Origin of the sequence: Variovorax boronicumulans, assembly GCF_019352895.1 — a bacterium.
Taxonomy (GTDB): domain Bacteria; phylum Pseudomonadota; class Gammaproteobacteria; order Burkholderiales; family Burkholderiaceae_C; genus Variovorax; species Variovorax boronicumulans_A.
Map to the genome: position 1 here is coordinate 865,285 of NZ_JAAAFX010000004.1, position 20,808 is coordinate 886,092.

The following is a 20,808-nucleotide window of genomic DNA, read 5'->3' on the forward strand; positions in this document are numbered from 1 at the left end:
CGCGCGGTTCGCCCGGCCTGAGTGGAGATGGACCCGATCCGCGTCGTCTTCGTGCTGCTGCCCCACAGCCTGGTGCTCGACTGGGCCGGCCCGGCCGAGGCGCTGCGCATCGCCAACCAGCTGCTGCGCGCCGCGGGCCAGCCCGCACGCTTCGAGATCGCGTTCGCGAGTCCGCGCCCGACCTCGGTGGGCTCGGTCGGCATCACGATCTCCGGCCTGTCCGCGCTGCCGCCACCCAGCGATCGTCCGGGGTGGATCGTGCTGGTCGGCCTGCCCGGCGGCACGCTGGCCGTCGACACGCCCGAAGCACAGGAGCTGCTGCACTGGCTGCGCGGCCAGCGCTTCGAGCGCGGCAAGCTGGAACTGGTCACGATCTGCGCCGGCGCCGTGCTGGCCGCGCACGCGGGCGTGCTCGCGGGCCGGCGCGCCACCACCCACCATCACCACCTCGATGAGTTGCGGGCCGTGGAACCGCGCTGCGAGGTCGTGGCCAACCGCGTGTTCGTGCTCGATCCGCCCATCTACAGCAGCGCGGGCGTGACGACCGGCATCGACCTGGTGCTGCACCGCATCGGCGAGCTCTGCGGTGAAGCCCTGGCGGCGCAGGTCGCGCAGACCATGGTGGTCGCGCTGCGGCGCGGGCCGCAGGACCCCGAACTCTCGCCCTTTCTTGCGCACCGCCACCACCTGCACGCCGCGCTGCACCGGGTGCAGGACGCGGTGAGCGCCCAGCCGCAGGAAGACTGGACGGTGCCGCGTATGGCCGAGGTGGCCCACACCTCGCCGCGCCACCTCACGCGGCTCTTCATGGCGCATGCGGGCGTCGCCCCGCTGGCCTACCTGCGGCGCCTGCGGCTGGCCTCGGCGCAGCTCGCGCTGCAATCCGGCGCCAACGTCACGCGCGCGGCCGAACTGTCGGGCTTCGGTTCCGACACACAGCTGCGCCGCGCCTGGCGGCAGTTCGGGCTGGCCGGCTCGCCGTCGACGGCGGGCACGCGGCCCCACTGAGCGGCAGCAGGCTCAGCGCGCGCCGCCGCTGCCTTCGGTCGCGATGGGTGCCGGGCCGGGCGCTGGCGCCGCGGCCGCACGCAGCCATTCCTCGGTGTGCGCGCCCAGCGCATCGATCTGCAGGGCGATCAGGCCCAGCTGCGTGCGCACCAGCGCGACGGCCTCGTCGGCATCGGGCGCGACCGCCAGCGCCAGCGCCTCGCGCACCGGCTGGCCCGCCGCACTGCCGCCGGCCTCCGGCGCACCGCGCGCGAAGGCCGCGGCCAGCCCGTCGAGCGCCGCCGCGCCGCCCTCGATGCTCTGCTGCAACGCAGCCGCCGAATGCGCCTGCGCCAGCGAGATCCGGTGCGCGCCGAGTGCCGACACATAGCTCAGCAGCGTGTGCGAGCGGATCAGGAAGCGCAGCGCCACGCCCGCGTGCGGGCGCACCACGCCGGGCTCGCGGAACATGTCGCTGACCGCGGTCGACAGCGCCGCATCGGCGTTGTGGGCGTTGCGCCGCGCGAGCCGGTAGGCCAGGTCGTCGCGCGCCCCCGAGCGGTACTGGTCGCCGATCTGCCGCAGGTAGGCGGCGTGGGCGCGCATCGCGTCGGCCGCCAGCGCGTTGATGCGGCGCGCGGCCCAGTGCGGCAGCACCAGCACCATGGCCAGGCCTGCGAGCGCGCTGCCGATGGCTGTGTCGATCAGCCGCGGCCACAGCAGCAGCCCGCTGTCGCCGACCTGGTTGAAGAACATCAGCACCAGCAGCGTGATCGCGGCGGTCGCGAGCAGGTAGCGGCGGGCGCGCGCGGCGAAGAAGAACACGCCGGCCGCCACGGCCACCAGCGACTGCAGCCAGGGCAGCGGGAACAGCGTGAGCACGGCCCAGCCCAGCACCACGCCCAGGGCGGTGCCCGCCACGCGCTGGCCCATGCGCGCCATGGTCTCGCCGTAGGTCTGCTGGCAGACGAACAGCGTGGTCAGCAGGATCCAGTAGCCCTGCGCCGGGTGGATCCACTGCATCAAGCCGTAGCCCGCCACCAGCGCCACCGCGAGCCGCACCGCATGTCGGAACAGCGGTGTGCGCGGCGTGAGCTGGCGCCGCACGCGCTCGACCGCATCGCGTCCGCTGCGCGGCGAGCGGTCGTAGAGGTCCATGTCGGTGCGGCCGGCCTGCGCCGCGGGCTGGCTCGCGCCCGCGAGCTGGCCGTCGAGCTGTGCCAGGTTGCGCGCCAGCGCCTCGACCGAGGCCAGCAGCGCGCGCCGCTGCGGCGTGGGGTCGCGCGCGCGTTCGTGCGCGATGGCGCTGCGCAGGTCGGACAGCGCCTGCACGGTCGCACCGCCCACCACGAAGGGCTCGCGCCGCGCGATCGACAGCGCCAGCCGCTGGCAGGCCTCGCCCTGCAGCGCCAGCACGCGCTGGCAGCGGTAGAGCACGTCGCTGTGGAAGAAGGCGTCGGCCAGCGCGTTGTAGTCGTCGTGCGAGGAGCTGGCGCGTTCGTGCACGTCCTGCGCGATCAGGTAGAGCCCGCGGTAGCGCGTGATGCGGCCGGTCGGCACGCGGACGCCGACGCGCCGGAAGATGCTCTCCTTGGCGGCATTGAGTTCGGCCACCACGCGGCTGTTGAGCTGCGCCAGCGACAGCCGCTTGCTCTCGATGTCGACGCCGCGCAGCGGCTCGAACAGCGAGGCCTTGAAGCGCACATAGCCGCCCAGCGCATCGAAGAGCCGCACCAGCAGCGCCTGCACCGGCTCGGCCGGGAACAGCGCGGCCCAGCCCACCGACCAGGCGCCGTACCAGGCCGCACCGGCCAGCAGCAGCGCCACTTCGTGCCAGCGCGGCTCGGTGGCGGCCACATGGTCGAGGCTCAGCGTGGTGTACATCGCGAGGATCAGCGTGGCATGGCCGATGGCCTTGAAGCGCGCCTCGATCGCGCCCAGCATGGTCAGCGCGAAGGCCGAGAACGCCAGGCCGGCGATGAACAGCCAGGGGCGGCCGAACAGCGCCTCGATCGTGAAGGCCATGGCGGCGAAACAGACCAGCGTGAGTGCCTGCGCGCGCCAGCGGCCCTGCCAGCTGTCGTCGGTCTCGGACAGCGCGCTCGCGATGGTGCCCAGCGCCAGCGGGATCAGCGCATGCGCCTGGCCCGACAGCACGCAGAACAGCATCAGGCTGCCCAGCGCCAGCAGCACGCGCAGCGGCTGGCCGCCGGCGGCAAAGAGCCAGCGGCGCGGCGACAGGGTGAGCACGGGATCGGTCATGGGGTCTTGCTGCAGGATGCGTGCCACGCCGTGGCGACGCGCTTCGGCAAGGTGACGCTCAGAGGTAGCCGCAGAAGCGCAGCACGTGGCCGTCGGGCTCGCGGATCGCGAACTCGCGCAGGCCCCAGGGCTGCGACGTGGGCGGCTCGATGATGTCGACGCCACGTTGAAGGTAGGCCGCATGCAGGCCGTCGAGGTCATGGCCGACGTGGATCACGATCTCGCCGCGCCAGGGCCGCGCCTCGCGCGTGTTGCATTGCCACAGGCGGATGTAGACGGGGTCGCCGTAGCTGCGGTCGCCCTTCTTGACTCTGGCGTAGCTGGGCGGCTCGCCGGCGATGAAGTCCAGCTCGAAGCCGAGGACTTCGCTGAAATAGCGCGCCGCACGCGCGGCATCGGCCACCGGCAGCACCGGCTGCACGCCATGGAACTGGTGCCGGGTGCCGAGGTCGACGGCCATCAGCTTCTCGCGCGGCGCAGCGCCGCCGCCTGCTCGGCCACCGCATCGATGTCGAGCGCATCGTCGGCGTGCCGCAGGTAGGTTTCCAGGTCGCGCACCGCCAGCGCCGTGTGGCCCTGCGCGGCGTGGGCCAGGCCGCGGTCGCGGTGCTCGGCCCAGGCCTCGGGCAGCAGCGCCACGAGGCGGTCCTGCACCGCGATCACGCGCTGCCAGTCTTCCTGCGCGCGGTGCACTTCCTTGAGGTTGCGCAGCATGCGGGCGATGATCTCGCGCGGCTCGGCGGGCTGCAGGTACAGGCCCAGCGGGATGTCGAAATCACCGACCAGCCCGTTGCTGCGCTTGTAGGGCTCGAGGCGCTCGCTGAGCTCTTCGCGCGACAGCGACTTGCCATTGAAGGGGTCGATCACCACCTGCCCCTTGGGCAGCGTGACCTTGATCATGAAATGGCCCGGAAAGGCCACGCCGCGCGCCTGCAGGCCCAGGCCCTGGGCCAGCTCCATCCACAGCACGGCCAGCGAGATCGGGATGCCGCGCCGCGTGCGCAGCACCGCGTTGAGGTAGCTGTTGTCCGGGTCGTAGTAGTCGTTGACGTTGCCGCCGAAGCTCAGGTCGTGGAAGAAGAACTGGTTGAGCGCGCGCAGCCGGGCCAGCGGGGCCGCATCGGCCGGCAGCCGGCGCTTGAGGCGGGCCAGCAGCTGGTCGATGTCGCCCAGCACCTGCTGCACGTCGAGTTCGGGGTATTCGTCCTGGGCCAGCGCAGCGGCCGCTTCGAGCAGCGGAAACTGATCGTCGCTCTTGACGAGCGAATCGAAGTATTCGAGGGCGGTCGGCGCCGAGAAGCTGAACGTCATGTGGCTTTGTAGAGGAGCGCGAAGGGAGCGTCAAGGCGACAACACCCCGTCGCGCGGGCTATCGCTTGATGAAACTGCGCAGCTTGATGCCCAGCAGGGCCAGCGCCGAGAAATAGAGCAGGGCCGCGGCGGCGATCAGCGCGGCCAGCAGGCCGATGCGCTGCAGCTTCTCGGCCCGCAGCGCGACCCAGTCGAAATGATGGGCGCCCCAGTACAGCAGCAGGCCCAGAAGCGCCGAGGCCAGCACCACCTGGATCACGAAGCGCAGCCACCCCGGCTCCGGCTGGTAGCTGCCGCGCCGCATCAGGCCCCACAGCAGCCACAGCGCGTTGACCACGGCGCCGATGGCGATCGTGAGCGTGAGCGCCGCGTGCTGCAGGATCGGCACCAGCACCAGGTTGAGCAACTGGGTGAGCACCAGCACGGCGACGGCGATCCGCATCGGCGAGCGCATGTCGTGCTTGGCGTAGTAGCCGGGCGCCAGCACCTTGATGGCGACGATGCCGACCAGGCCGGCGCCATAGCCCGCCAGGGCCAGCGCGATGCGCGGCACGTCGTCGTCCTTGAGGGCGCCGTAATGGAACAACACCGCCACCAGCGGCCCCGAAAACACCAGCAGCGCGACCGCGCAGGGCACCGACAGCAGCACGACCAGGCGCAGGCCCCAGTCGAGCAGCGAGGAATAGCGGGCATCGTCCTTGGCCGCGCGCGCACCGGCGAGCTGCGGCATCAGCACCACGCCCAGCGCCACGCCCAGCATCGCGGTCGGGAATTCCATCAGCCGGTCGGCGTAGCTGACCCAGGTGACGCTGCCGGGCGCGAGGTGCGAGGCGATCTGCGTGTTGATCAGCAGCGAGATCTGGGCCACGCTCACGCCGATCAGCGCCGGCAGCATGAGCCTGACGATCTTGCGCGTGGTCGGGTCGGCCCAGGCCGCGCGCACCTCGCGCCAGCGCACGCCCACGCGCGGCAGCATGCCGATGCGCCGCAGCGCCGGCAGCTGGATGCCCAGCTGCAGCAGGCCGCCGACCATCACGCCGATGCACTGCGCGTAGATCGGCTCGATCCCCCAGCGCCGGAACAGCGGCGCGCCGATCAGGATCGACAGGATCAGCGCCACGTTGAGCAGCACGGGCGAGGCCGCCGGCACCGCGAACTTGCGCCAGGTGTTGAGCACGCCGCCCGCCAGCGCCACCAGCGACATGAAGCCGATGTAGGGGAACATCCAGCGCGTCATGAAGATGGCCGCCTCGTAGCCCTGCGCCGTCTGCTGCAGCCCGCTGGCCATGCCCCAGACCATCAGCGGCGCGCCCAGCACCCCGGCGATGCACAGCAGCACCAGCGTCCAGGTCAGCAGCGTCGCCACATGGTCGACCAGCGCCCGCGCCCCCGCATCGCCCTGTTCGGTGCGCGTGGCCGCCAGCACCGGCACGAAGGCCTGGCTGAACGCGCCCTCCCCCAGCACCCGGCGAAACAGGTTGGGAATGCGGAACGCGACATTGAAGGCATCGGTCAGCGCACTCACGCCGAATACCGAAGCCATCAACAGATCACGGACCAGGCCCGCGACCCGCGAAGCGAGGGTCAGGAGCGAAACGGTGGAGGCGGATTTGAGCAGGGACACGGCGCGGAAGTGTAGGCTCCCCCCGACCGCGCCCCGACCCCGAAGCGCAGAAACAGCGCCGAAGCGAGCCCCGGAGCATCCGGCAAGCGCCCCGTCGATATGGCAACAGCCGCCCCAGCGAGGTCCAGGGACCCCGCGGAACCGGCTTCGCCGGGCCGCTGGTGTCGCCCCCGGAAGGGGGAAGGCGAAGCGACACGAAGTGCGCAAAGCCCTCGGGGGGGAGCCCAGTGCGACCGCGGAACCGGCTTCGCCGGGCCGCTGGTGTCGCCCCCGGAAGGGGGCGGGAGGCTACCCGAAGTGGGCAAGCCACGGGGGAGATCCAGTGCTCGGGCTATAATCTCTGGCTTTGCTGCATCATCCCCAGACACAAGGAACCTAAAAATGGCATCCGCAAAACCTAAAAAGAAGAACCCGCGCCTGGCGTCGGGCCGCAAGCGCGTCCGCCAGGACGCCAAGCTCAACGCTGCGAACACCTCGCTGCGCTCCAAATACCGTACCGCGGTCAAGAACGTCGAGAAGGCCGTGCTGGCCGGCGACAAGACCAAGGCCACCGAACTCTTCGCGAAGGCCCAGAGCATCGTCGACACCGTCGCCGACAAGGGCATCTTCCACAAGAACAAGGCTGCTCGCGACAAGAGCCGCCTGTCGGCCAAGGTCAAGGCACTCGCCCTGGCCGCACCGGCAACCGCCGCCTGACCCTGTCAGGCCAAGCCCGGACTGGTTTCCAGTCCGCCGTTTGACAGGGGTGCGCTGCAGCAGCAAAAAGTGAAAAACCGCCTTCGGGCGGTTTTTTCATTTCTGCCTTCCCCACGGGCGATCAGAAGACCAGCTTGTCCCCCGCCGCGGCCCGGATCCGGGTGGCCGAAGCCTGGGCCCGCTGGCGGATCTGCGCCAGGTTGTAGGCCGTGAGCCGGCCGTTGCGCTTGAGGATGCGGCCGTCGACCAGCACGGTATCGACGTTGCTGCCGGTCCCGCCCTGCACGATCGCGGTCTCGATGTTGCCCACCGGCCACATGTTCAGGTCCCGGGTCCGCACCAGGATGATGTCGGCGCGCTTGCCCTCGGTGAGCGAACCGGTGACGTCGGCCAGGCCCATCGCGCGGGCGCCGTTGATCGTCGCCATCTCGATCACCTCCTGCACGCCCACCGCCTGGGCCTTCTCGCTCGGCGTGCCGGTCCATGGCACGCCCAGATTCCAGGTGAAGCGCATCATCTCGAACATGTCCGGCGGCGCGATCGAGGTGGCGTCGCTCGAAAGTGAAATCGTCAGGCCCGCCGCGCGCATCGCGAACAGCGCGGCGCGCGCATCGCCAGTGCTGCTCAGGCGCAGTTCGGAGTGCGTGGCGAAGGTCAGCGGCGTCTTCGTGCGCGCCATGGCCGCCAGGTCGGCCGGGGTGGCCGGCACGTAGTGGGCGATCATGAAATCCGGTCCCAGGTAGCCGCGCCGCTCGTAGTCGAGCGCGTCGACGTTGTTCGGGGCCTCCTGCGGCGCATGGATCGCCACCGGCAGCCCGCTGGCCTTGGCGAACTTCATCTCCTCGTGGAACACCGCGTCGGTGCTCTGCTGCGGCCCGCGCAGGTTGAGCCCCAGGTGCACCAGGCCGTCCAGGGGCGAGCGCTCGCCGAACCACTCGCGCTGCACGCGCGGCAGGTCCTGGTAGCGGTTGACCTCGTCGGCCGGCATCTGGTCGACGTGGCCGTAGGCATAGCGGGCGCGCAGCAGCGCCTGCCGGTGGGCCCGCAGTTCGGCGTCGGCATGGGCCGGCGAGCGCGTGTTGTGCGACCAGTTGTGCACGGTGGTGGTGCCACCGCTGGCCAGCTCGGCGCAGCCCAGCAGCACGCTGTTGTAGAAGTCCTCGGCCGAATACAGCACCGAGGTCGCGCCCTTGGCCGGGTAGTAGGAGAAGCCGCCCTCGCGCGCGGTGAAGCTGCGGCCGATGGCGCTCCACATGTGGTAGTGGGAATTGACGAAGCCCGGCATCACGATCATGTCGGTGGCATCGATGACCTCGGCGCCCGGCGCGCGCAGGCCCGGCCCGACCTTCTCGATCACGCCGTCGCGCACCCACACATCGGCGCGCGGCAGCACACCCGTGGCGCGGTCGACCGTGATCACCGCGCCGTTGCGGATCAGGTAGCTGCCGCGGCGCGCGGCCGCGGGCGCCGTGCGCGCCGACGCCACGCCGATCAGCGCCGGCGCACCGGTGGCCGCGACCGCCAGCGCGCCGGCCATGCGGATGAACGATCTCTTGCTTGTTGTCATGTTCCGAGCCCCGTGGTGAAAGAAAGAAGCAGATGCCCGCTCAGTGGGCCTTGTAGAGAAAGGCCGCGGTCATCGCCAGCCCGGTGAGCACGACGAAGCCGCGCAGCACGTCGGGCCTGAGCCGCCGCGCGAGCGTGCCGCCCCCATAGCCGCCGAGCGTGGCGAACAGCGCCATCCACAATGCATGCGACCAGACGATCGCGCCGCTGGCCGCATAGAGCAGCACCGCGATCAGCGTCAGGATGGCCGAGACGAAGTTCTTGATGCCATTCATGCGGCCCATGTCGGTGTGGCCCAGCGCGCCCAGCACTGCGAGCAGCAGGATGCCCAGGCCGCCATTGAAGTAGCCGCCATAGACCGCGACCGCCACGATGCCCAGGTCGGCGAGCCAGGGGCCGCGCGGTTTCGTATCGGCGGCACGGCGGCGCACCAGGCCCGGTCCGATCGCGAACAGCAAGGTCGCAGCCAGCAGCAACCAGGGCACGATGCGCGCGAAGGCCTGGTTCGAGGTCGAGAGCAGCAGTACCGCACCGGCCGCGCCGCCCAGCACCGACAGCACCGCCAGCCGCAGCAGCGAGGGCGACATCGGCCCCGACAACTCGCGCCGCATGGCCCAGGCGCCGGCCAAGTAGCCCGGCAGCAGTGCGGCGGTGCCCGTGGCGTTGGCCGACACCAGCGGCACGCCGACCATCGCCAGTGCCGGCAAGGTCAGAAAGCTGCCGCCGCCGGCCACCGCGTTGAGCGCGCCCGCCAGGGCCGCGGCGCCGCCGAGCAGCGCCCAATCCAGCAGCATCACGATGCAGAGCGCGCCGGCAGCGCCATGCGGTCGGTGCGCAGCAGCAGCGTGAGCACGATCCCGACGCCCGCCAGCAGCGTGATCTGCACGATGCCGGCCACGCTCCAGCCGAAGCGTGCCGCGATGCCGCCGATGATGAAGCCCGCGAAGGCGCCGGCGCCGTACAGCGTGGTCACGAACACGCCGGTGGCGCGGTTGGTCAGCGCGGCCCGCACGGCCTTGATGTGATAGCCGGCCAGGTTCACGTAGAGCACGCCGCTCACCACGAAGCCCCAGGCGAAGGACAGCACCGACTGCACGCCGATGCCGGTCGGCCCCGAGAACATCAGGAAGCCCAGCAGGCCGGTGCCGAGAAAGCTCAGCGACAGCACGAGCTTGGGATGGAAGCGGTCGCCGAGCCAGCCGCCGAAGATCGAGGCGAACACGCCGAAGCCGAAGATGCTCATCACGCGGCCGGTGTCGGCCGGCGTGTAGTGCAGGTGCTCGCGCAGGAAGGTCGGGTACATGCCCAGGTAGCCGTAGATGCAGAGCCCGCCGATCACGCTCATGCCGGTCAGCAGCACCGTGTTGCGGTTCCACATGCGGGTGGCGCCGCGCTCGTCGATGCGTGTGCCCGCGGCCGCGACCTTCTCGGTCATGCGCCGGCTCACGACGAGCGCGATCAGCGCCATGGCCCCGAAGCCCGCAAGGCCGAAGGCCAGCAGCGGCAGGCGCCAGTCGCGCTCGGCGCCGATCAGGTGGCCGCCCAGCAGCGGCCCGACGATCGCGCCGATGCCGAAGGAGAAGTTGATCGCGCCCACGGCCGTCGCCCGGTAGCGCGCGAAGTAGCTGGCGGCGATCGCGATCACCACCGTGAGCTGCATGGCCTCGCCGATGCCGGTGGCGGCGCGGTAGAGGATCATGTCGGCGAAGCCGTGCGAGTAGGCGGTCAGCAGCGTGCCGGCCGAGAAGATCGCGATGCCGATCTGCAGCACCGTCTTGCGCGAGAGCCGCGCCAGCAGGTAGCCGGTGGGCACGCCGGCCACCGCCATGCCCAGCGTGAAGATGGTCGACAGCAGGCCGGTGTCGGCCAGGCCGAAGCCGAACTCGCGGCGCACGTCGGCCGCGATCAGCGGGAAGATCTGCCGGTCCATCGCGTTGAGCGCGTACGAGGCCAGCAGCACCAGGAACATGCCGATCTCCAGCGCGGTGATGGGCGCCTCGCGGCGCGCATCGCCGACGGAGGGAATGGCCGAGGTTGAGGAATGCACGGTTTGTCTCCTTCTCGCCGGGCGAGAAATCTGTCTGTTGTTGGTTCTTCTGCAAAGATCGCCGGCGCCGCCGCGCCGGCGAGGATTCAGGCCGCGTTGCGCGCGGCGCCGTACCAGTCGAGGATCTGCTCGCCCGTCAGGAAGGCCACGTCCTCATGCGCCTGGATGTGGGCCAGCGCCTCGCGGAAATAGCGCAGGCGGTGCGGCGCGCCCATGATGTAGGGGTGCACCACCAGCGCCATCACGCGCGCCGAATCCTTGGCGTCGGCGTAGAGCTGCTCGAACTGGTCGATCGCGCGGTCGCGGTACTCGCAGGCCTTGTGGTGCTGGATCAGCATCATCGCCACGTCGTTGCACTCCTGCGTGTAGGGCACGTTGACGATGGTGCCGCCGTTGCGCGTCTTGAGCTGCACCGGCTGGTCGTCGAGCACCCAGTCGCAGACGTACTCGTAGCCCTGCTCGGCCAGGATGTCGGGCGTGTGCCACGTCTCGGTCAGGCCCGGGCCCAGCCAGCCGCGTGGGCGCTTGCCGGTGTAGGCACGGATGGCCTCGGTGGTCTTGGCGATGTCCTCGACCTCGTCGGGCACCTTCTGCATGTTGCGCTGGCCGAAGCCGTGGCCGATGAATTCCCACTGGCGTTCCTTGGCCGCGCGCGCGATCGGCTCGTAGGCCGCGATGGCCGAGCCGTTGATGGCCAGCGTGGCGCCGATGCCCAGCTGGTCGATCACTTCCAGCATGCGCCAGAAGCCCACGCGGTTGCCGTACTCGTGCCAGGCCCAGTTCGGGATGTCGGGCATCGGCGAGCCGCCGGCCGGCGGCGTGAGCACCGTGCGGGGCATGGTCTCGTCGATGTTCCATTCCTCGACGTTGACGATGACCCAGACCGCCAAGCGCTTGCCGCCGGGCAGCTTGAGCGCGGGGCGGTCGGAGATCGCCGAGTACGAGATGCGTTCGATTGGTTTCATGGTTGCTTGCTCCTGCTTTCGATGCGGTGACGGGGGCTCAGACGATCTCGACCTGCAGGGGCGCGAGCCCCTCGATGCGGCCGACCAGCTGGTCGCCGCGCTGCACCGGGCCCACGCCTTCGGGCGTGCCGGTGTAGATCAGGTCGCCGGGGAACAGCCGGTACTGTCTGGACAGCTCGCTGACGATCTCGTGCACGTTCCAGATCATCTTCTCGAGCACCGAGTCCTGGCGCGCCGCGCCGTTGACCGCGAGGCTCAGCGCGCCCGAGCGAATGTGGCCGACCTGCGCCACCGGGTGGATGGGGCCGCAGGGGGCCGAGTGGTCGAAGGACTTGCCCTGCTCCCAGGGCAGGCCGCGCTTGTTGCATTCGCGCTGGCGGTCGCGCCGTGTCATGTCCAGGCCGGCGGCATAGCCGAACACATGGTCGAGCGAATCCTCGGGCGACACGTCCTGGGCTTCGCTGCCGATGGCCACGACCAGTTCGAACTCGAACTGGAAGTCGTCCGTCAGCACCGGGTAGGGCACGCGGCCGTCGGTCACGACCGAATCGGCGGGCTTCTGGAAGAAGAAGGGCGGATCGCGCTCGTCGCCCTCCTTCATCTCGCGGATGTGGGCCAGGTAGTTGCGGCCCACGCAGTAGACGCGGCGCACCGGGAAGCGCTGGTCGCTGCCCACGATGGCGATGGAGACGGGCTGGACCTGCAGGGTATCGGGGCTCGGTGCGGGGGGCGTGGTGGTTTCGACGGACATCAGGTTTGTCTCTCTGGAAGGTTTGAGGAAGCGTTGCTAGAGTCTAGGAACGAGGCCCCCCGGCCTCAACGCACAGGCTTGCGCAAAGCTATGCAATCCTTGCGATCTTGCGACCGGCTCCTCCATGCAACCAGCGCCCTCTTCCCTCATCGCACTCACGCCGCCCCGTTCGGGTGCGGCGCGTGCCGCCATCAGCAACTACACGATGGCGGCGCGGGCGCAGCGTGCCTACTTCGGCATCCACGACCAGAGCAACTGCCTGCCGAACCCGGTGCCGCACCGGCACGAGTACTTCCAGATCTACGTCAACACGCGCGGCGACACCACGCACTACATCGGCGGCAGCCAGCGCCCCATCGCGGCGGGCACGGTGAGCTTCGTGCTGCCCTTTCTGGTGCACTACATTCCGAACGCGGCCGACGGCGTGTTCCATGTGATCAACATCAGCAAGGACTACCTGCTGCCCGCGCTGGACCTCGATGTGTTCGAACTGTCGGAAGTGCCGCTGTCGCGCGCGCCCGAGCTCGCGCCCTTCCGCTTCCAGCATTGCCTGGACTTCCGCTTCGATGCCGAGGAAACCCGGCAACTGCAGGATCTGTGCGAGCGCATGGCGCAGGAGGCGCAGCGCCCGCCCGGCGAGGACACGGCCAGCCACCTGCTGATCCGCAGCCACCTGCTGCACCTGATCGGCATGGTGTGGCGCCGCTACGGCGAGGACTTCCGCGATTGCGAGGCCCGGGGCATGGCGCTGCAGTCGTACCGGCCGGCGGTGCTGCGCTGCATCCGCTACATCAGCCAGAACCTGGCGCAGGAACTCACGCTGGGCGACGCGGCGCAGGCCAGCCATGTGTCGCCCACGCACCTGGCCCACCTGCTCAAGGGCGAGACCGGCAAGACCTTCCTGGAGCTGGTGACCGAACGCCGCATCGAGCGCGCCAAGACGCTGCTGGTGTTCACGGCCGCGTCGGCGGCAGAGATCGGCGAGAGCACGGGCTTCGGCGAGCCCGCACACTTCGCGCGCCGCTTCCGGCAGATGGTGGGCTCGACGCCCTCGGCCTACCGGCGCAGCTTCCAGCAGGGCGGCACGCGCACCTGGGAGGAATAGGGGCTGTCGACCCGCGCCGGGCTATTTGGCCGCGGGCGGCGGCGTATCGGGCACCAGGCAGGCCTCGGCGATCTGCAGGCCGTTGTCGCGGGCGAAGTTCATCACGAAGTCCCAGGCCATCACATCGTGGGCGCGCAGGTCGGCATGGACGATCACGCACTTGACGCCGCCGATCGAGGTCGGCACGCACCAGGGCGAATAGCTCAGGTGGCTGCCCGGGGTCGCGCCGCCCGGGCGGAAGGGGCTCATCACCCCGGCCAGGCGCTCGGCCCAGTCGCTGGGACGGAACGTACGGCCATCGGCCGTGATGCCCTGGATGAAAACTTCTTTGGCGTTGGGAGAAATCATCTTGGGAGGAAAGCGGCTGGCAATGGTGCTGCAGCGCACAACGATTCTATCCGGCGGCCCGGCCCGACGGATGCGGGACGACATTGCTGCGATGCGGAATCAGCAACAACCCCAGGGAGAGCGCGGCCTAGAATCCCCTTCCCTTTCCCGGAGAACCGCATGAGCGCCCTTGCCGAACCCACCTCGCCCCACGTCATGAACACCTACGGCCGCCTGCCGATCGCGTTGTCGCACGGCCAGGGCTGCCGAGTCTGGGACACGAACGGTCGCGTCTACCTCGACGGGCTGGGCGGCATCGCCGTGAACACGCTGGGTCACAACCACCCCGAACTGGTACCCGCGCTGCAGGACCAGATCGCCAAGCTGATCCACAGCTCCAACTACTACCACGTGCCCGGCCAGGAGCAGCTCGCCGCCAAGCTGACCGAGCTGTCGGGCCTGACCAACGCCTTCTTCTGTTCCACCGGCCTGGAGGCCAACGAGGCGGCGCTCAAACTGGCGCGCAAGTTCGGCCACGACAAGGGCATCGAACGCCCCGAGATCGTGGTCTACGAAGCCGCCTTCCATGGCCGCTCGATCGCCACGCTGTCGGCCACCGGCAACCCCAAGGTCCAGAAGGGCTTCGGCCCGCTGGTCGAGGGCTTCATCCGCGTGCCGCTCAATGACATCGAGGCCATCAGGAAGGCCACCGAAGGCAACCCCAACGTGGTCGCCGTGTTCTTCGAGACCATCCAGGGCGAAGGCGGCATCCACCCGATGCGCATCGAGTACCTCAAGCAGGTGCGCGCGCTGTGCGACGAGCGCGACTGGCTGCTGATGATCGACGAGGTGCAGTGCGGCATGGGCCGCACCGGCAAGTGGTTCGCCCACCAGTGGGCCGGCATCAAGCCGGACGTCATGCCGCTGGCCAAGGGCCTGGGCTCGGGCGTGCCGATCGGCGCGGTCGTGGCCGGCCCCAAGGCCGCCAACATCTTCGGCCCGGGCAACCACGGCACCACCTTCGGCGGCAACCCGCTGGCGATGCGCGCCGGTGTCGAAACCATCCGCATCATGGAAGAGCACAAGCTGCTCGAGAACGCGGCCAACGTCGGCGCCCACTTGAAGGCCGCGCTCGAGCGCGAGTTCGAGGGCCTGGCCGGCGTGAAGGAAGTGCGCGGTCAGGGCCTGATGCTGGGCATCGAGCTCGACCGTCCATGCGGCGTGATCCTCAACCGCGCCTGCGAGGCCGGCCTGCTGCTCTCGGTCACGGCCGACAGCGTGATCCGCCTGGTGCCGCCGCTGATCCTCAGCGTGGCCGAGGCCGACGAGATCGTCGCCATCCTGGCGCCGCTGGTGAAGACCTTCCTCGCGGAGCCCAAGCCATGAGCACCTCGAGCCCCGCCGCCGCGCCGATCCGGCACTACCTGCAGTTCTCCGACCTCTCGGCCGAGGAGTACGGCTACCTGTTCGAGCGCGCCGCGCTGATCAAGAAGAAGTTCAAGGCCTACGAGCGCCACCAGCCGCTGGTCGACCGCACGCTGGCGATGATCTTCGAGAAGGCCTCGACGCGCACCCGCGTGAGCTTCGAGGCCGGCATGTACCAGCTGGGCGGCAGCGTGGTGAACCTCACCACCGGCGACAGCCAGCTGGGCCGCGCCGAACCGATCGAGGACAGCGCCAAGGTCATCAGCCGCATGGTCGACATCGTGATGATCCGCACCTTCGGCCAGGACAAGATCGACGCCTTCGCCGCCAACTCGCGCGTGCCGGTCATCAACGGCCTGACCAACGAGTTCCATCCCTGCCAGATCCTGGCCGACATCTTCACCTTCATCGAGCACCGCGGCTCGATCAAGGGCAAGACGGTGGCCTGGGTGGGCGACGGCAACAACATGGCCAACAGCTGGCTGCAGGCCAGCGAGATCCTGGGCTTCAAGGTGCACCTGAGCACGCCCAGCGGCTACGAGGTCGACCAGTCGATCGCGGGCATCCGCTCGGCCGAAAGCTACAAGGTCTTCAAGGACCCGATGGAAGCCTGCCGCGGCGCCGACCTGGTCACCACCGACGTCTGGACCAGCATGGGCTACGAGGCCGAGAACGACGCGCGCCGCACCGCCTTCGCCGACTGGTGCGTCGACGCCGAGATGATGCGCGTGGCCCAGCCCGACGCGCTGTTCATGCACTGCCTGCCCGCGCACCGCGGGGAGGAAGTCGAGGCCGAGGTGATCGACGGGCCGCAGTCCGTGGTCTGGGACGAAGCCGAGAACCGGCTGCACATGCAGAAGGCGCTGATGGAGTTCCTGCTGCTGGGCCGACTCACCGCCTGACGGCCTGACGGGAGCGCCGCGGCGCCCGTTCAGCGGCGCTGCAGCAGACGCTCGATCGCCGGCGGCAGCCCGGCGTTGGGCTTGAGCGGCGGCGGCGCGAAGCTGCCCCGGGTCGCCTTGCCGGGCGCCAGGGCCACCAGCGACTCGGCATGCCGCACCGCGCTCGACACGCCATCCACCACCGGCACCGGCAGCTCGCCGCGCAGCGTGCGCGCCAGGCCCGCCAGCGGCGCGCCGGCCAGCACGACGACCTCGGCACCATCCTCCTCCACCGCCCTCAAGCACAGCGCGCGCAGCGCCTGCGCATGGTCGGTCTGCACGCTGCCGATGCCGGGCAGCGGCTGGTCGAGCGCACGGATGCTCGCCAGCCGGCCGACCAGGCCGTTGGCCTCGACCACCTCGCGGTACCAGGCGCTGATGCGCTGCGAGATCGCGACGATCGAGAAGCGGTGGCCCAGCAGGCAGGCGCTGGCCAGCGCAGACTCGGTGAGTCCAAGCACCGGCATCGGCAGCACCTCGCGCAGGCCGCCCAGGCCCGGGTCGCCGAAGGCCGCCACGATCACCGCGTCGTGGCCCTCGGCATGTTCGGCCGCCACCTGCGCCACCGCGTAGGCGCCGATCAGCGCCTCGAAGCGGGTCTCGATGTAGGCCACGCCGAAGGGCGCGGTCTTCATCGTGAGCTGCGTGCCGCTCGCCATGCTGCGGCGCGCCTCGGCCTCGATCAGCGCGGTGACGCTCTCGGAGATGTTGGGGTTGATGACGAGCAGGCGCATCGCGTTCGCCCCGCTCAAGCCGCGCGCCGCGCCGGCAGCAGCGAGGGCCTGCCGCAGGCCAGCAGCTCGCCGCGCCCGCGCCGCGGATGGAAGTCCTGCCCGTCCCACACCACCTCGCCGCGGCTGATCGTGAGCCCCGGCCAGGCCTTGAGGCGCATGCCCTCGTAGGGCGTGTAGTCGACCTCGTGGTGCAGCTTGGCGTTCTCGATCACCACCTCGCGCTCGTCCCAGACCACCAAATCGGCATCGGCGCCGATCGCGATCGTGCCCTTGCGCGGGTGCAGGCCGTAGGCCTTGGCCGGCCCGGTGGCGGTGAGGTCGACGAAGCGGTTGGCCGTCATGCGGCCGGCCAGCACGCCCTCGGACCACAGCAGCGCCATGCGCGTCTCCAGGCCCGGGATGCCGTTGGGGATGTGGCGGAAGGCCACCTCCTCGCCGTCGGGCTTCTTGCCCTCGGGCGCGTCGTACTTGAAGGGCGCGTGGTCGGACGAGAAGACGGTGAACAGCCCGTCGTTGAGCCCGTCCCAGATCACCTGCTGGTTGGCCTTGTCGCGCGGCGGCGGGCTGCAGACGCACTTCGCGCCCTTGTAGCTGTCGTCGATGCCCAGGTCTTCGGCCGTGAGGAACAGGTACTGCGGGCAGGTCTCGGCGAACACGTTGAGGCCATGCGCGCGGGCCCAGCGGATCTGCTCGACCGCCTCGCGGCCCGACACGTGCACGATCAGGATCGGCACGTCGACCAGCTCGGCCAGCGCGATCGCGCGGTGCGTGGCCTCGCGCTCGACCAGCATCGGCCGCGCATGCGCATGGAAGCGCGGCGCGGTGCGGCCCGCGGCCTCGAGCCGGCGCGTGAGCCACTCGATGCAGTCGGAGTTCTCGGCATGCAGCATCGCCATCGCGCCTTCCTGGCGCGCGACGTCGAGCACGTCGAGGATCTGGCCGTCGTCGAGCTTCATGTCGTCGTAGGTCATGTAGATCTTGAAGGAGGTGAAGCCCTCGCGGATCAGCGCCGGCAGCTCCACCTTCAGCACCTCGGGCGTGGGGTCGCTCACGATCAGGTGGAAGGCGTAGTCCACATGCGCCTTGCCCTCGGCGCGCGCGCGGTAGTCCTCGACCGCGGCGCGCAGCGACTGCCCCTTGTGCTGCGCCGCGAAGGGGATCACGGTGGTGGTGCCGCCGCAGGCCGCCGAGCGCGTGCCGCTGTCGAAGTCGTCGGCCATGCGCTGGGGCGGCGGCATCGGCTGGTCGAGGTGGCAGTGCGCATCGACGCCGCCGGGCGTCACGGTGCGGCCGGCCGCATCGATCTCGCGCGCGCCCGGCCCGAGGCCCGCGCCCAATTGCACGATGCGGCCGGCGCGGATGCCGATGTCGCAGTCGAAGGTGTCGGAAGCGGTCACGGCGCGCGCGTTGCGGATGACGAGGTCGAAGTCGGACATGGGAGGTGTGCGGGGTGAAGAAATCAAGAAGGGGCGCCCGACGGCGTCGGACGGTGGGTCATGCCGCCATCCAGCCACCGTCGACCATCAACTCGGTGCCGGTGATGAAGCGGGCTTCGCTGCTGGCCAGGAACAGCACCGCGCGCGCCACGTCGTCGGGCCGGCCCAGCCGGGGCCAGGGCGTGCGGCGCTCGGCGCGTTCCATCACCACCGGGTCGATGGCGCGGCCGCCGGCGCCGGTCTGGATCTTGCCGGGCGCGACCGCGTTGCAGACGATCTGCTGCGCCGCGTAGTCGGCCGCGACCTGGCGCGTGAGGTAGGCGGTGCCGGCCTTGCTGGTGCCGTAGGCCAGGTCGCCGGGCGCGGCGATGATGCCGTGCTGCGAGGACAGGTTCACGATGCGCCCGCGCACCTCGTCGACCGGCGCCTGCCGCACCATCTGGCGCACCGCCGCGCGGCAGCAGCGGTAGACGCCGCCCAGGTTCACGTCGAGCACGCGCAGCCAGTCGGCCTCCTCGAGCGCGAGCAACGGCCGCGCGTGGCGGATGCAGGCGTTGTTGACCAGCACATCGAGCCGGCCGAAGCGCGCGACGGCCTGGTCCACCAGCGCATCGACCTGTTCGGTGCGCGCCACGTCGGTCGGGATGAAGACGGCCTGGCCACCTTCCGCTGCAATCACTTCCGCGGTAGGCGCGCCGCCTTCGATGACCTCGGTCGTGACGTCGGCCACCACCACCGTCGCGCCCTGCGCGGCCAGCGTGCGCGCGATCGCGCGGCCGATGCCCGAGGCGGCACCGGTGACGATGCAGACCTGGCCGGCCATGCGTTGGGAGGATGAGGAATCAGGCATGGGCAGGATGCGACAGGCGCCGCGTGCGAGGTGAAAGGCCCTGGCCGTCACGCCAGCCGAGAAAGTCCTTGGCCGCGGCCGCGAGGTCGAAGCGCGGCGCGAAGCCGGTGTCGGCGCGCAGGTGGTCGATGGCCATGGGCGCACGGTCGTAGGGCGCGTAGTAGTCGATGTTGGCCGGCTCGCCCTCGCGCGCCAGCCGCCAGTCGAAGCCCGGATGGCGCGCGGCCACCGCGGCGCACCACTCGGTCATCGCGCCGCTGAAGCCCGCGGCGACGTTGTAGACGGCGCGGGGCAGGTGCGGACGATCGAGCAGCGCGCTGATCGCGGCCGCCACGTCGCGCACATAGAGCCAGTCGCGCCGGCCCGCGCGCGGCAGCCGCACCGGCTCGCGGCGCTCGGCCAGGCGCAGGATCTGCAGCGGTGCGCTGAGCGTGTCGCGCACGCCGGTGTCGGCCTCCCAGGGGCCGAAGCAGGTGCCGAGCCGGCCCACCACCAGGTCGAGGCCGTGCAGCGCCGCGAGCCGCAGTGCCGCACCCTCGGCCGCCTGCTTGGAGATGCCGTAGAGCCCTTCGGGCCGCAGCGGTGTCGTGTCTTCGCACAGCGCCTCGGCGCCCGCGCCGCTCGCGCCATAGACCGAGCCCGAGCTCGCATGCAGCACCCGCGTCACGCCGCAGGCCGCGGCGGCCGTGAGCGCCGCGATCACGCCGCCCACGTTGACGTCGAAGATCGCGCCCGGCGTGGCGCGCTCGCGCTGCGCATCGGCGGTGATCGCGGCCAGCGTCACCAGCCGCTGCGGCCGGTGCGCGGCCATGGCCTGCTGCAGCGCATCGGCGTCGCGCACGTCGCCCTGCGCCATCTCGAAGCGCCCCGGCAGGCCCTCGAAGGCCCGCAGCGCGGCGGGCGGCGGCGCGGCGCGGTCGAAGCCGACCACGTCCTCGCCGCGCCACAGCAGGTGCTCGGTCAGCGCCAGGCCGACGAAGCCGCAGGCACCGGTGACGAAGGTCGACACCTCAGGCCTCCGTGGCCACGGGCTCGGGGCGCAGCAGCGACAGGATGTGGCGCTTGGCGTCGTTGAACTCGGGGCTGGTCGGGTCGCGCGGGCGCGGCAGGTCGACCGTGATCATCTCGCGGATGCGGCCCGGCCGCGCCGACATCACGGCCACGTGCGTGCCCAGCGCCAGCGATTCGTCGATGCCGTGCGTCACGAAGACGATGGTGCTCTGGCTGTCGCGCCAGATGCGCACCAGCTCGGCATGCATCTCCATCTTGGTCTGCTCGTCGAGCGCGCCGAAGGGCTCGTCCATCAGGATCACCTCGGGGTTCATGAGCAACGCGCGCGCGATGCCCACGCGCTGGTTCATGCCGCCCGAGAGCTCGCTCGGGAAGTGGTTCTCGAAGCCCTTGAGGTTGACCATCTCGATGAAGTGCTGCGCCTTCTTGCGCCGCAGCTCCTTGCCCACGCCCTGCATCGTGAGGTGGAAGGCCACGTTCTCCCAGACGCTGAGCCAGGGCATCAGCGTGGGCTGCTGGAACACCACGCCGCGGTCGGCGCCGGGCGCGCTCACGATCTGGCCGCCCACGCGCACCGTGCCCGAACTGGGCTTGTCGAAGCCCGCGATCAGGTTGAGCAGCGTCGACTTGCCGCAGCCGCTCGGGCCCAGCAGGCACAGGAACTCGTTGCGCGCCACGTGCAGGCTCACGTTGTCGAGCGCCTTGACCGAGCCCTTGCGCTTGGGGTCGTCGAACAGCCGCGTGGCGTTGTTGATTTCGATCAGGCTCAT

At 70.5% G+C, this 20,808-nt stretch carries 20 protein-coding genes; 5 read left to right on the forward strand and 15 right to left on the reverse strand.

The window, feature by feature from the left end:
• Positions 1-27: 27 nt before the first annotated feature.
• Complete coding sequence (locus K0H49_RS05600; RefSeq protein ID WP_219210121.1) at positions 28-1,008, forward strand: GlxA family transcriptional regulator; 981 nt, start codon at positions 28-30, stop codon at positions 1,006-1,008.
• 12 nt (positions 1,009-1,020) lie between these two features.
• On the opposite strand, the gene yccS is transcribed toward K0H49_RS05600, so the two are convergent.
• Genes yccS through murJ form a run of 4 tightly spaced genes read right to left on the reverse strand, consistent with a single transcriptional unit; the run spans position 1,021 to position 6,184 of the window.
• Complete coding sequence (gene yccS, locus K0H49_RS05605; RefSeq protein ID WP_219210123.1) at positions 1,021-3,249, reverse strand: YccS family putative transporter; 2,229 nt, start codon at positions 3,247-3,249, stop codon at positions 1,021-1,023.
• Between the two features lie 58 nt (positions 3,250-3,307).
• Positions 3,308-3,709: a bleomycin resistance protein gene (locus tag K0H49_RS05610; RefSeq protein WP_219210124.1), complete on the reverse strand. Its 402-nt coding sequence runs from the start codon at positions 3,707-3,709 to the stop codon at positions 3,308-3,310.
• Positions 3,709-4,560 (reverse strand): SirB1 family protein, encoded by an 852-nt coding sequence (locus tag K0H49_RS05615; RefSeq protein WP_219210125.1) that lies wholly within the window; start codon positions 4,558-4,560, stop codon positions 3,709-3,711. The genes K0H49_RS05610 and K0H49_RS05615 overlap by 1 nt, the downstream gene beginning before the upstream one ends.
• A gap of 58 nt (positions 4,561-4,618) precedes the next feature.
• Positions 4,619-6,184 (reverse strand): murein biosynthesis integral membrane protein MurJ, encoded by a 1,566-nt coding sequence (murJ, locus tag K0H49_RS05620; protein WP_219210126.1) that lies wholly within the window; start codon positions 6,182-6,184, stop codon positions 4,619-4,621.
• A 381-nt stretch (positions 6,185-6,565) separates the two neighbouring features.
• Between murJ and rpsT the strand changes: the two genes are divergently transcribed.
• Entirely contained in the window at positions 6,566-6,880 is a 315-nt protein-coding gene (gene rpsT, locus K0H49_RS05625) for a 30S ribosomal protein S20 (RefSeq protein WP_219210127.1), read from the forward strand.
• Between the two features lie 121 nt (positions 6,881-7,001).
• On the opposite strand, the gene K0H49_RS05630 is transcribed toward rpsT, so the two are convergent.
• The 5 genes from K0H49_RS05630 to K0H49_RS05650 form a co-directional block, all read right to left on the reverse strand.
• Positions 7,002-8,447 (reverse strand): amidohydrolase family protein, encoded by a 1,446-nt coding sequence (locus K0H49_RS05630; protein ID WP_257624595.1) that lies wholly within the window; start codon positions 8,445-8,447, stop codon positions 7,002-7,004.
• 40 nt (positions 8,448-8,487) lie between these two features.
• Positions 8,488-9,237, reverse strand: coding sequence for a sulfite exporter TauE/SafE family protein (locus tag K0H49_RS05635; RefSeq protein WP_219213046.1), 750 nt, complete (start codon positions 9,235-9,237; stop codon positions 8,488-8,490).
• 2 nt (positions 9,238-9,239) lie between these two features.
• Positions 9,240-10,493: an MFS transporter gene (locus K0H49_RS05640; RefSeq protein WP_219210128.1), complete on the reverse strand. Its 1,254-nt coding sequence runs from the start codon at positions 10,491-10,493 to the stop codon at positions 9,240-9,242.
• 86 nt (positions 10,494-10,579) lie between these two features.
• Complete coding sequence (locus K0H49_RS05645) at positions 10,580-11,458, reverse strand: polysaccharide deacetylase family protein (RefSeq protein ID WP_219210129.1); 879 nt, start codon at positions 11,456-11,458, stop codon at positions 10,580-10,582.
• Between the two features lie 37 nt (positions 11,459-11,495).
• Entirely contained in the window at positions 11,496-12,209 is a 714-nt protein-coding gene (locus K0H49_RS05650; protein WP_219210130.1) for a fumarylacetoacetate hydrolase family protein, read from the reverse strand.
• A 124-nt stretch (positions 12,210-12,333) separates the two neighbouring features.
• Between K0H49_RS05650 and K0H49_RS05655 the strand changes: the two genes are divergently transcribed.
• A complete protein-coding gene (locus K0H49_RS05655; protein WP_257624596.1) occupies positions 12,334-13,314 on the forward strand; it encodes an AraC family transcriptional regulator in 981 nt (326 codons plus the stop codon).
• Positions 13,315-13,335: 21 nt separating this feature from the next.
• Here K0H49_RS05655 and K0H49_RS05660 read toward each other — a convergent pair whose 3' ends face one another.
• Positions 13,336-13,662, reverse strand: a complete 327-nt coding sequence (locus K0H49_RS05660) for a DUF3579 domain-containing protein (RefSeq protein ID WP_183025543.1) — start codon at positions 13,660-13,662, stop codon at positions 13,336-13,338.
• Positions 13,663-13,821: 159 nt separating this feature from the next.
• Here K0H49_RS05660 and K0H49_RS05665 point away from each other — a divergent pair, with 159 nt between their 5' ends.
• A complete protein-coding gene (locus K0H49_RS05665; RefSeq protein WP_219210131.1) occupies positions 13,822-15,027 on the forward strand; it encodes an aspartate aminotransferase family protein in 1,206 nt (401 codons plus the stop codon).
• Positions 15,024-15,968 carry an ornithine carbamoyltransferase gene (gene argF, locus K0H49_RS05670; RefSeq protein ID WP_183025545.1) on the forward strand — a complete coding sequence of 315 codons (945 nt, stop codon included), beginning with the start codon at positions 15,024-15,026 and terminating at the stop codon, positions 15,966-15,968. Before K0H49_RS05665 ends, argF begins: the two co-directional genes overlap by 4 nt.
• Before the next feature lie 29 nt (positions 15,969-15,997).
• Here the strand turns inward: argF and K0H49_RS05675 are convergent, their stop codons facing one another.
• The 5 genes from K0H49_RS05675 to K0H49_RS05695 are packed head-to-tail and all read right to left on the reverse strand — an operon-like array spanning position 15,998 to position 20,808.
• Positions 15,998-16,741 carry an aspartate/glutamate racemase family protein gene (locus K0H49_RS05675; protein ID WP_219210132.1) on the reverse strand — a complete coding sequence of 248 codons (744 nt, stop codon included), beginning with the start codon at positions 16,739-16,741 and terminating at the stop codon, positions 15,998-16,000.
• A 14-nt stretch (positions 16,742-16,755) separates the two neighbouring features.
• Positions 16,756-18,177: a dihydropyrimidinase gene (gene hydA, locus K0H49_RS05680; protein ID WP_219210134.1), complete on the reverse strand. Its 1,422-nt coding sequence runs from the start codon at positions 18,175-18,177 to the stop codon at positions 16,756-16,758.
• 58 nt (positions 18,178-18,235) lie between these two features.
• Positions 18,236-19,027 carry an SDR family NAD(P)-dependent oxidoreductase gene (locus K0H49_RS05685; RefSeq protein WP_257624597.1) on the reverse strand — a complete coding sequence of 264 codons (792 nt, stop codon included), beginning with the start codon at positions 19,025-19,027 and terminating at the stop codon, positions 18,236-18,238.
• Complete coding sequence (locus K0H49_RS05690; protein ID WP_219210136.1) at positions 19,020-20,036, reverse strand: NAD-dependent epimerase/dehydratase family protein; 1,017 nt, start codon at positions 20,034-20,036, stop codon at positions 19,020-19,022. The genes K0H49_RS05685 and K0H49_RS05690 overlap by 8 nt, the downstream gene beginning before the upstream one ends.
• Position 20,037: 1 nt before the next feature.
• Positions 20,038-20,808 carry an ABC transporter ATP-binding protein gene (locus tag K0H49_RS05695; protein WP_219210137.1) on the reverse strand — a complete coding sequence of 257 codons (771 nt, stop codon included), beginning with the start codon at positions 20,806-20,808 and terminating at the stop codon, positions 20,038-20,040.

Bases quoted from the DNA above. Each gene is read 5' to 3' on its own strand.
- K0H49_RS05600 (WP_219210121.1), top strand. From the start codon at position 28: ATGGACCCGATCCGCGTCGTCTTCGTGCTGCTGCCCCACAGCCTGGTG.
- yccS (WP_219210123.1), bottom strand. From the start codon at position 3,249: ATGACCGATCCCGTGCTCACCCTGTCGCCGCGCCGCTGGCTCTTTGCC.
- K0H49_RS05610 (WP_219210124.1), bottom strand. From the start codon at position 3,709: ATGGCCGTCGACCTCGGCACCCGGCACCAGTTCCATGGCGTGCAGCCG.
- K0H49_RS05615 (WP_219210125.1), bottom strand. From the start codon at position 4,560: ATGACGTTCAGCTTCTCGGCGCCGACCGCCCTCGAATACTTCGATTCG.
- rpsT (WP_219210127.1), top strand. From the start codon at position 6,566: ATGGCATCCGCAAAACCTAAAAAGAAGAACCCGCGCCTGGCGTCGGGC.
- K0H49_RS05630 (WP_257624595.1), bottom strand. From the start codon at position 8,447: ATGACAACAAGCAAGAGATCGTTCATCCGCATGGCCGGCGCGCTGGCG.
- K0H49_RS05645 (WP_219210129.1), bottom strand. From the start codon at position 11,458: ATGAAACCAATCGAACGCATCTCGTACTCGGCGATCTCCGACCGCCCC.
- K0H49_RS05650 (WP_219210130.1), bottom strand. From the start codon at position 12,209: ATGTCCGTCGAAACCACCACGCCCCCCGCACCGAGCCCCGATACCCTG.
- K0H49_RS05655 (WP_257624596.1), top strand. From the start codon at position 12,334: ATGCAACCAGCGCCCTCTTCCCTCATCGCACTCACGCCGCCCCGTTCG.
- K0H49_RS05660 (WP_183025543.1), bottom strand. From the start codon at position 13,662: ATGATTTCTCCCAACGCCAAAGAAGTTTTCATCCAGGGCATCACGGCC.
- K0H49_RS05665 (WP_219210131.1), top strand. From the start codon at position 13,822: ATGAGCGCCCTTGCCGAACCCACCTCGCCCCACGTCATGAACACCTAC.
- argF (WP_183025545.1), top strand. From the start codon at position 15,024: ATGAGCACCTCGAGCCCCGCCGCCGCGCCGATCCGGCACTACCTGCAG.
- K0H49_RS05675 (WP_219210132.1), bottom strand. From the start codon at position 16,741: ATGCGCCTGCTCGTCATCAACCCCAACATCTCCGAGAGCGTCACCGCG.
- hydA (WP_219210134.1), bottom strand. From the start codon at position 18,177: ATGTCCGACTTCGACCTCGTCATCCGCAACGCGCGCGCCGTGACCGCT.
- K0H49_RS05685 (WP_257624597.1), bottom strand. From the start codon at position 19,027: ATGCCTGATTCCTCATCCTCCCAACGCATGGCCGGCCAGGTCTGCATC.
- K0H49_RS05695 (WP_219210137.1), bottom strand. From the start codon at position 20,808: ATGAGCCTGATCGAAATCAACAACGCCACGCGGCTGTTCGACGACCCC.